At 71.9% G+C, this 9,076-nt stretch carries 10 protein-coding genes and 1 pseudogene; 5 read left to right on the top strand and 6 right to left on the bottom strand.

All coding sequences use genetic code 11. The annotated features are described in order from the left end of the window. Positions 1–313 (top strand): annotated as a pseudogene (locus DKL51_RS34770) (CoA ester lyase); the annotation flags it as partial. A 16-nt stretch (positions 314–329) separates the two neighbouring features. Here DKL51_RS34770 and DKL51_RS37060 read toward each other — a convergent pair. Together DKL51_RS37060 and DKL51_RS36160 are read right to left on the bottom strand one after the other, a co-directional pair. After that, complete coding sequence (locus DKL51_RS37060; RefSeq protein ID WP_109948192.1) at positions 330–542, bottom strand: N-acetyltransferase; 213 nt, start codon at positions 540–542, stop codon at positions 330–332. Further along, a complete protein-coding gene (locus DKL51_RS36160; RefSeq protein WP_260428387.1) occupies positions 542–667 on the bottom strand; it encodes a hypothetical protein in 126 nt (41 codons plus the stop codon). Before DKL51_RS36160 ends, DKL51_RS37060 begins: the two co-directional genes overlap by 1 nt. Before the next feature lie 108 nt (positions 668–775). Between DKL51_RS36160 and DKL51_RS05910 the strand changes: the two genes are divergently transcribed. Beyond that, entirely contained in the window at positions 776–2,569 is a 1,794-nt protein-coding gene (locus DKL51_RS05910; protein WP_109948193.1) for a CehA/McbA family metallohydrolase domain-containing protein, read from the top strand. Positions 2,570–2,871: 302 nt separating this feature from the next. Here DKL51_RS05910 and DKL51_RS05900 read toward each other — a convergent pair whose 3' ends face one another. The 3 genes from DKL51_RS05900 to DKL51_RS05890 are packed head-to-tail and all read right to left on the bottom strand — an operon-like array spanning position 2,872 to position 4,719. Beyond that, positions 2,872–4,011, bottom strand: a complete 1,140-nt coding sequence (locus DKL51_RS05900) for a WXG100 family type VII secretion target (protein ID WP_243422825.1) — start codon at positions 4,009–4,011, stop codon at positions 2,872–2,874. Then, positions 4,008–4,328 (bottom strand): type VII secretion target, encoded by a 321-nt coding sequence (locus DKL51_RS05895; RefSeq protein WP_109948195.1) that lies wholly within the window; start codon positions 4,326–4,328, stop codon positions 4,008–4,010. The genes DKL51_RS05900 and DKL51_RS05895 overlap by 4 nt, the downstream gene beginning before the upstream one ends. Next, positions 4,315–4,719 carry a YbaB/EbfC family nucleoid-associated protein gene (locus DKL51_RS05890; protein ID WP_109948196.1) on the bottom strand — a complete coding sequence of 135 codons (405 nt, stop codon included), beginning with the start codon at positions 4,717–4,719 and terminating at the stop codon, positions 4,315–4,317. Before DKL51_RS05890 ends, DKL51_RS05895 begins: the two co-directional genes overlap by 14 nt. 276 nt (positions 4,720–4,995) lie before the next feature. On the opposite strand from DKL51_RS05890, the gene DKL51_RS05885 reads away from it, so the two are divergent. From DKL51_RS05885 to DKL51_RS05875, 3 genes are read left to right on the top strand one after another with little or no spacing between them, the layout of a single operon-like run. Further along, positions 4,996–5,919, top strand: a complete 924-nt coding sequence (locus tag DKL51_RS05885) for a slipin family protein (RefSeq protein WP_109948197.1) — start codon at positions 4,996–4,998, stop codon at positions 5,917–5,919. Between the two features lie 46 nt (positions 5,920–5,965). Next, on the top strand, positions 5,966–6,313 hold the full coding sequence (locus tag DKL51_RS05880; RefSeq protein ID WP_109948200.1) for a PadR family transcriptional regulator: 348 nt from the start codon (positions 5,966–5,968) through the stop codon (positions 6,311–6,313). Next, complete coding sequence (locus tag DKL51_RS05875) at positions 6,310–7,380, top strand: hypothetical protein (RefSeq protein WP_109948198.1); 1,071 nt, start codon at positions 6,310–6,312, stop codon at positions 7,378–7,380. The genes DKL51_RS05880 and DKL51_RS05875 overlap by 4 nt, the downstream gene beginning before the upstream one ends. A 22-nt stretch (positions 7,381–7,402) precedes the next feature. Here DKL51_RS05875 and DKL51_RS05870 read toward each other — a convergent pair whose 3' ends face one another. Then, the gene (locus DKL51_RS05870) at positions 7,403–8,914 is read right to left on the bottom strand and encodes a sensor histidine kinase (RefSeq protein ID WP_221623135.1); all 1,512 of its coding nucleotides are present in this window, start codon (positions 8,912–8,914) and stop codon (positions 7,403–7,405) included. Between the last annotated feature and the right edge of the window lie 162 nt (positions 8,915–9,076).

Here is a 9,076-nt window from a genome sequence, read left to right as displayed (position 1 = left end):
CCGGCCGCCCGCCATGGCGGTGTACGCGAACGTCACCGACCTCGACGGGCTGGCCGCCTCCTGCGCGGTCGGCCGGCGGCTCGGCTTCGTCGGCCGCACCGCGATCCACCCCCGCCAGCTCCCGGTGATCACCGAGGCGTTCCGACCGGGCGACCGGGAGGTGGCCCGGGCGCGGGAACTGCTCGCCGCGGTCGCGGAGGCGCAGACCCGCGACTCCGGCACGGTGGTGCTGCCCGACGGCCGGTTCGCCGACCGGGCGATGGTGGCCGCCGCCCGCCGGGTGGTCGACCTCGCCGCCCGCTACGCCACCTGACGCGCCGGCCCGCCGGTCACCGTGGGAACGGATCACGGCCCTGGACGCGAGTCGCCGCCGGAGGGCGTTGGCACACGGTAAAGCTCCCGACCGGCTGCGCGCGGGAGGCGCCGTCGAGAGTGAAGCCGAAGCGCTCATAGAAGCGCCGGGCCCGCGGATTGTCGGCGACCACCAGAGCCGGATCTCGGTGAACCCAGTGCCGGCTCAGGTGCTCCACCGCCGCGCGCATCAGGGCCAGCCCGATCCCCGTCGACCAGTGCTCGGCGCGACGAAGATCGCCGCGATCTCACCCACGGCGTGCACATTGGCGATCCGGTCGCTGTCGTCGAAGGTCGCCCGCCGGATCCGGACCATGGCCGCACTGTATCGGCGGGACGGCCATGCGTTCAGCCCGTACCGACCTCCCGGCGGTCGGCTGTCGGGCCGTAGGCTGGCCGGACCATCGACCGGGGGGCGAGATCCATGGCTGAGGGACCGATACGCGTCAACCGGCGCACGGTGCTCGTCGCGGCCGGCGGCCTCGCCGTGGCCGGTGTCGGCATTCCCGCCACCCTGGCGGCGTCGTCCGAGCCCGCGCCGCCCGCCGAGAGCCCGAACCGTCGGCCGATCAGCATGGCGATGCACATCCACGCGTCGTTCAGCGAGGGCATCGCCAGCTACGCCGCGCACCTCGACCAGGCGAGCCACAACAACGTGGACGTCGTCTGGTGGACCGACCACGACTTCCGGGTCGCCGCGCACGACCATCGACGCGTGGTGCACTTCGACGGCGAGGAGGAGCTGGAGGGACAGCTTGCCTGGAACTGGTCGGCGTCGACCGAGGGCACGCTCACCGCGTCGGGGGCCGACTTCGTGGACAGCCCGCACGGCATGGACGACCCCCCGAAGGCGCTGCGCCTGACCGCGACCGGTGACGGCACCTTCTGGTACGCCGGCACGGCGTGGAACTGGACGCACACCGGCAACATCTCCGACACCACTCTCCACCTCGACGTACTGCCGGAGGCCGCGGGGACCGACGCGACCCTGATCGTCGAGATCGCCCTGTCCCATCACCCGGCCACCGGCGGCCGACCCGCCGGCCAGTACGCCCTGCGCTACCGGGTCGGGGCCGCCGAGCGTCGCGCCCATTCGACCGACGGACTGCTCGGCACCGTCGACCTGCCTGCCGCGCCCGGGCAGTGGCGCCGCCTCACCCTTCCGCTCGTTGAGGACGTCCGGCGGCTCTGGCCCGACCTGGCGGCCGGGGACAACTCGCTGCGCGGGCTGCGCCTCGGCGTGCACGTGACCGGCTCGGCGCCCGGCAGCTTCGTCGTCGACCGGCTGGTCTTCGACCGCGCCCGCCGCGCCGGTCAGGCCGGCGAGGACCTCCGCGCCGAGGTGCTCCGGGCGTACGAGGACCGCTTCCCGGGCGTCACCCACCACCGGGCGTACGAGGTGTCGTTGGTGCGGCACCTCAACTGGTTCGGCGGGGACCAGACCCTGCCGGCCTTCCCGACGCCGCCGTACCGGAACAACGATGTCGCCCGCACCGAGCAGATGATCGACTTCCTGCACTCCCATGGCGGTGTCGTCTCCTGGAACCACCCGCTCGACGTGGAGAACCGTGAGTCGTTGGCCCGGCTGATGGTGGAGCGCAACAATCTCGGCGCCGACCTGGTCGAGATCGGCCGCGCACCGCTCGACGACCACCTCTGGGTGCTCGACGTCGCCGCCCGCAACGCGGTCTTCTTCACCGCCGTCGGGGTCACCGACGACCACGACGGCACCGACTGGCGCGGCGCGGCCGAGCGCCACATCACGTACGTCTGGGCGTCGTCAACGGACCGGGACGACCTGGTGGCGGCGCTTCGGGCCGGGCGGGCGTGGTTCACCGATCTGGCCCGGTACCGCGGCGCGCTGGACATCGAGGTCGACGGCCGTACGGCGATGGGCGCGGTCGTGGTGACCTCGGCCGAGGAGTTGACCGTACGCCTGCTCGCCACCGACCTGCCGGCCGGCGCCGCGCTGGAATTGATCACCGGAACGGTCGACCTCGCCGGCGTCGCCGACCTGACCCCCGCCACCAGGACCACCCGGATCTCCGCCCGCCAACTACGGCAGGGCTGGCACGACCTGCGGGTGGAACCGGGAGCCGGTGCCTACGTCCGTACGCAGGTCAGGGGAGCGGACGGCAGGATTCTTGGCGTGAGCAATCCATCTTGGTTTCTGCGCTCGGTGAGCGGGGACGGCATCCCGCCCGCGCGTAGCTTCTGAGGACTGCGTGGTTCCGGCCTACATCACCACTCGGTAGCTGGGAATGCCTCGGAGTCGTTCCTCCGGGGGAGACGCCAACGACCTGGCGACCACGCCCGCAGGTATGGGTGCCCGAGAGATGTGGATCCCTTCCAAGCAGGTGTCGCACCAGAAGGCTGCGTAGCCGACATCCCTGCCGGGTGGACCGACGAAGACAAGGCGGAGCGTCTTGTGGCCACAGTTGGGACAGGAAGCATCAGCGGTGCCGGGTAAGGCTTGGTAGACGATGTCGTAGGCATCCAACCACTCGTCGAAGGTAGCCATCAGCCTGCTCCTTCCGGCCTCACCGATTGGGTTTCCCACCAGTGGTCTTCGTGGGCGTACGCCCTGTCCTCGAACGCGTCTAGATCCTCAGGAGCGGGGTAGGGGCGACCGTCGCGTAGCTCTGCCACGTGGAAGCGTTCGTGCTCGAGAGTACGGGCAAGATCTTCCTCGCTCCGGAAGGCGTCGCGGCACAACAACACCGATTCATCTGCTTTGGTGATGCCGCAGACACCCGAGATGCGGTTGTTGATCGTGATCCTTATATCGGAGATATCGATGCCGTACTTGGCCGCGATTGCCTGCACGGAGCCCAGGTTCATTGGCATTCGTGGCCCCGACCCGCGCCGCCGCACCCGATTGAGGTCGTCGGAGCTCCCGCCGTGGCCCCTTAGCCGACTGAGAATCTGCTTCAGTTTTTCGATGAGCTCGCCGAGGCGGTGCATCTCGGGGATGAGCCGCCGCAGGCTGGCCAGCAGCCCGCGCAGCCACTGCGCGATCTTCGCTGCCCACGCCGCCACCGTCGTGGTGACCTGTTCGACGACCAGGGGAGTGGCGAATCCCAGGGTGGCGGCCTCTTCCGCCGCGTACACGATCAGGCGGGAGACGCAGGTGGCGATGGCGTCGCGGACCATGAGGCGGACGGCGGCGATGAGCATCCCGGCGCCCTCGGTGACCAGCGCCATGGTGTCGGCGGCGTGGCTCAGGCCGACGACGGCCTGCTGCTGCTCGGCGGCCCAGTTGCGGTAGGCGGGGCCGGCGCTGCCGCCCCATTCCGTCACGTCCAGCCGTACCGCGCGGGCCAGGCTTTCCGCCTCGTCGCGCAGCGAGCCGGCGACGTTGCGCCAGGTCTGGGCGTGCGCGGCGATCTGCGCCGGGTCGCCGGCGAGCCAGTCCAGCGCTTCGGTGAGCGGTCGGACGTGCTCGATGATCCAGGCCACGCCGTACTGAAGTAGCGAGCCGACCGGGTCGGAGACGAGCGCGAGGCCGTCCAGGGCGGCGCCGACCACCCCGAGGCTGCCGTCGATCCAACTGCCGTTCGTGACACCCTCGCCGATGAGCTGGATGTCCTCGGCGATCCAGACGCCCGCCCACGGGTTGACCGGGGCGTCGGTCGGGGTGGCGACCAGCGGGTTGGTCACAGCCGCTGCCGGATCCGGTTCAGCATGGTCTCGGCGCGGGCGTCGGCGTCCTGGTAGCGGCCGGCGACGGCCCGGAGCCGATCGGCGGTGTCGCCCACCGAGTGCGCGGCCGTGTCGACGCCGTCCACCAGGATTCGCTGCACCTGGTCGAGCAGGAGCGGCATCATTACGCAGAGCTGCCCGTACGCGTCCGCGCCGAGTCGTACGGACTGGCCGGCCTGCCGCGCCACGGTCACCGCGTCGGCGATCGCGTCGAGGTGCCCGGCGTGCGCCGTCAGGTCTGCCGGGCTGACCTGGATCCCCTCACCGGCCACCACGGTCGCCGTCCTCTTCGGCGAGGCCGAGCCGGCGGCCGTACGAGTCGATGACGGCGCTGGCCGCGGGGTCATCGGCGCCGAGGGTTTCCCGGGTCGCCTCGGTCACCTGACGGAGCAACTCCACGTGTGCCGCCCGGGTGGTGGCGAGCACCTGCTCGGCGGTGTGCGCCGAGGACCGTGCGCGGATGCGTTCGTCGAGCCGCAGACCGACCAGGGTCCCAGCGGAGTCCACCGTGGCCTCGACCGTCCGATCGGGACTGATGGCGCTGGCCGTCAGGCCGGACAATCGGTCGGACAGCGCCCGGCTGCGCTCCGCTCGGGCACTGATGGAGGACTCCCATTCGTCAACCCGGCGCTGAGCCGCGTCGAGGCCGGCTTCGTCCGCCCACACATGAACCTCCCCAACGACCGCGAAGCGATCGACACGCTACCAATGGGAGTCGATCCGTGTCGGCCCGTGATCGGGCCTCGGGGCGGGATCCGCGAGTCGGATCGGCGACTCCGGAGGCCGCACCAGTCCGGCGTTCACGACGAAGCCCGGCGGAGCGATTCAGGCGCGCCAGGGGTGAGCAGGCAGGTTGGTCCGGCAATTCGGCAGGAGTGAACGGCGACGCAACGGGTAGGCGCGGCGCCGGGAGGCGGGTGCCTCCCGGGATCGAGGGGGACCATGGGAGCCGCCGCCTTCATCGCGCTGGTCATCATCATCGCGATCGTCGTGCTCGTGCTGTCGCTGAGCATCCGGCTGGTGCAGCAGTACCAGCGCGGCATCGTGTTCCGCTTCGGGCGGGTGCTGGACCGCGTCCGCCAGCCCGGTTTTCACCTGATCATCCCGGTCGTCGACCGGATGGTGCGGGTCAGCATGCAGACCACGGTGATCGGGGTGCCGGCGCAGGGCGTCATCACCCGCGACAACGTCACGCTCACCGTCGACGCGGTCGTCTACTACCGCGTCGTCGACCCGGTGAAGGCTCTGGTCAACGTTCGGGACTACCCGGCGGCCGTGCTCCAGGTGGCCCAGACCGCGTTGCGTTCCGTGATCGGCAAGGCCGACCTGGACACCCTGCTCCGCGACCGCGACAAAATCAACGCCGAGTTGAAGTCGGTGATCGACGCCCCCACCGAGAAGCCGTGGGGCCTGCTCATCGAGCGGGTCGAGGTCAAGGACGTCGCGCTGCCCGAGGGGATGAAGCGGTCCATGTCCCGCCAGGCCGAGGCGGAGCGGGAACGGCGGGCCCGGGTGATCGCGGCGGATGGCGAGTTCCAGGCGTCCCGGCGGCTCGCCGACGCGTCCCGGGCGATGTCGAAGACGCCGGGGGCGTACCAGCTGCGGCTGCTCCAGACGGTGGTGGACGTGGCGTCGGAGAAGAACAGCACGTTGGTCATGCCCTTCCCGGTGGAGCTGCTGCGCTTCTTCGACCTGTTCGCCCGGGAGCGGGAGCAGGCGACACCCGGAGGACCGGGGCCGCGGGAGCAGACCACGCCGGTCGGGCCGGTGCTCGGCCCGGTCACCGAGAGCGTCGCCGCCGCGGCCGAGGGCGGCGACGGCCACCGGCCGGAACCGCCGCTGAACCCTCCGCCCTCCGGCCCGTGATACACGGGCGGTTGCATATACCGTCTGCCTGTATATGCTTCCGATCATGACAGACAGCCCTCTCCGCGAACCGACGTTCCTGGTCCTCACCGCGCTGGCGGAGACGCCACAGCACGGCTACGCCGTCATCGAGGACGTCCTGCGCATCTCCGACGGCCGGGTCCGGTTGCGCGCCGGCACCCTCTACGCCGTCCTGGACCGGCTCCGCGCCGACGGCCTGATCGAGGTCGAGCGGGAGGAGGTGGTGCAGTCGCGGCTGCGCCGCTACTACCGCCTCACCGCGCTGGGCGCGCGCCGGCTCGCCGACGATGCCGCCCGCCTGCGCCGCAACGCGGACGCCGCCGGCGCTCGGCTGCGCCGGGCCGGCCTGCTCCCCGAGGGAGGAGCGGCGTGAGCACCGAGGAGCTGGAGCGCCGCTACCGCCGGCTGCTCGCCGTCTACCCGTGGGAACACCGCCGGACGTACGAGGAGGAGATGATCGGCGTACTCCTCGCCGACGCCCGGCCCGGCCAGCGCCGGCCTGCCGCCGGAGATGCCCTCAACCTGATCGGCGCCGGCCTGCGGGCCCGGCTGCGGGTGAACGCACGGGGGTTCACCGAGCCGGCCTGGGCCGACGCCGCGGCGGTGACCGGGGTGCTGGTCGCCCTGGTCCTGCTCGCCGCCGCCGGGAAGGGACTGTTCGACCAGGTCGTGCCCGACCCGAGCCTCCCGCCGCCGCTACGGCCGGTCGGCCCTGACCTCGTCGACTGGATCCGCGTCGCCGGCTGGGCGGGCGTCTGCTTCGCCGCCCTGGTGGGGCTGCGCCGGGTCGCTGCCGGGCTCGCCTGGGTCGCCGTCGCCGCGTGGGCGGTCCTGGTGGCACCGGGCGTGGCGGATCAACCTGCGTACGTGGTGCAGACCCTGCCGCAGTTCGCGCTCGCGGTCGTCGCGGCGGTCGCGCTGAGCGTGCCCGCCCCGCCCCGCCGCGCGGTCGCGGTGCTGGGCGTACGCCGACTCGCGGCGCTGGTCCTGGCGTCCCTGGTCGTGCTGACCATCCTCGAGCTCAACCGGCTGACCGCGGTGGCCTACGACGCGACCGGGTGGTACGCCTCCTACGTTCTCTACGACCTGGAGGCCCGGAGCAGGCTGGTTCTCTGGGCCTACGTCGCCGGGCTGGCGGCTGCCGCGGTGGCGATCGTGGCCGCACTGGCCACCCTCGCGCGACAGGTGCGCCGACGCATCCCGGTCATGCTGGCTCCGGTTGCCGCGCTCGCTCTGGTGATCGAAAAGGGGCTCGCCGGTTGGCGGGAGTCCTCGTTCTACCTGGGTCGTATCCCGCTGGTACCCGCGCAGTGGGCGGTGCTGGTCCTCGTGCCGGCCGTGACGTTCCTCGCCGGCGCGCTGCTGGTCCGGCGCCGAGAGGAGACGTTGCGGATGCTCGCTCTCGGCCGCGATGCCGACCGGGAGCGACCCGCGAGCTGACCAGCCGCAGGTGGTCCCGGGATCAGGCCGGGACCACCTGCGCCGGCTCGCCGGCCTGCTCGGGTACGACGGCGGCGGGCCGGGGCAGGGTGAAGAGGAACCGGGCGCCCTCGGAGTAGCTGTCGTCCAGCCGCAGCGTGCCGCCGTGGTACTCGACGATCTTCTTGCAGATCGCCAGCCCGATGCCGGTGCCGTCGTAGGTGCCGCGCGGGTGCAGCCGCTGGAAGATGAGGAAGATCTTGTCCGCGTACTTCGGCTCGATGCCGATGCCGTTGTCCGCCACGCTGAACGTCCAGCCGTCCGCGTCCTCATCCACCGTCACCCGGACCCGGGGCGGGCGGTCGGGGCTGCGGAACTTCACCGCGTTGCCGAGCAGGTTCTGCCAGAGCATGGTCAGCAGCGTCGGGTCGCCGTGCACGACCGGCAGCGGGTCCGCGACGACCTCGGCGCCCGCCTCGCTGATCGGCCCGGAGAGGTTCGACTCGGCCTGGGCGAAGACCTCGGCCAGGTCCACCTTCCGGTCGTCGCTGTAGACCCGCCCGATCCGGGAGAACGCCAGGAGGTCGTTGATCAGGTCCTGCATCCGGGTCGCGCCGTCCACCGCGTACCCGATGTACTGCCGGGCGCGGTCGTCGAGCTGATCGGCGTACCGGCGCTGCAGCATCTGGCAGAACGACGCCACCTTGCGCAGTGGCTCCTGCAGGTCGTGCGAGGCGACGTAGGCGAACTGCTCCAGGTCCTCATTGGAGCGGCGCAGCTCGGCGGCCTGCTGCTCCAGCGCGTCCCGGTCCCGATGGCTGGTCATCAGGGCGTCAACCACCCGCTGCCGCATGGTCTCCACGTCCTCGGTCAGCCGGGAGATGTCGGCCGGGCCCTCGGGGGAGAGCCGGTGGTCGAAGTCGCCGCCGGCCACCTGGCGTACCGATGCGCCCAGCCGGGTCAGCGGGCGCAACACGGTGAGCCGCACCAGCACCGAGATGACGATGCTCCACAGCAGGAGCGTGCCGAGGATGGCCACGAACAGCACGTCTCGGGCAGCGCGGGCGCCGTCCAGATCCGCGCGGCCGGCCGCCTGAACCCGGTCCAGCCGCGTCTCCAGAGTGGTAAGCGCGGTGCGGGCGGTGTCGAAGGCGAGCCGCTCGCCTTCCACCATCGTGGCCAGCTGGTCCGGGGTCGTCCCGGCCCGCCGGGCCGCGATCAGTCGGGTGGCGTACTCCGCCCGCCACCGGTCGGCCAGCCCCATCGCGCTGTCGAGCTCGTGCCGGGCGTCCGGCTCGTCGGTGAGCAGGCTCCGCGCCCGCCCCACCGTCTCGCGTTCGGTCCGCACCCCTTCCTCGTACGGACGCAGCAGCTCCGGGTTGCCGGTGATGACGTACCCCCGCACGGCCGCCACCTGGTCCAGCAGCCCGCTCTCCAGGTGACCGACCGCGGTACGGGCCGGGGCGATCCGGTCCGCGAGCCGGTTGGACACCGCCGCGGTGTGCGACAGGGCCGCCGCGCCCACCGCGCCTCCGGTCAGCACCAGCACGGTCATCGTGAGCATCATGACGCTCAACCACCGGCTCGTGGTCATCCGCGCCCGTCGGCCGCCGGTGGCGGCTTCCCCCGCTGTCCTCGTGCTGGTCACGGCCAGCACATTAACCGAGCGCGGCAGTGGTCGTCGTGGGCGACGCGGGCCGTACCGGTGCCTCAGCCG

This window comes from Micromonospora globispora (assembly GCF_003857015.1).
In the GTDB taxonomy this organism is placed as follows: Bacteria; Actinomycetota; Actinomycetes; order Mycobacteriales; family Micromonosporaceae; genus Micromonospora; species Micromonospora globispora.
Note: the sequence above shows the minus strand (reverse complement) of the source record. Positions and strands in the feature narration are given on the sequence as shown.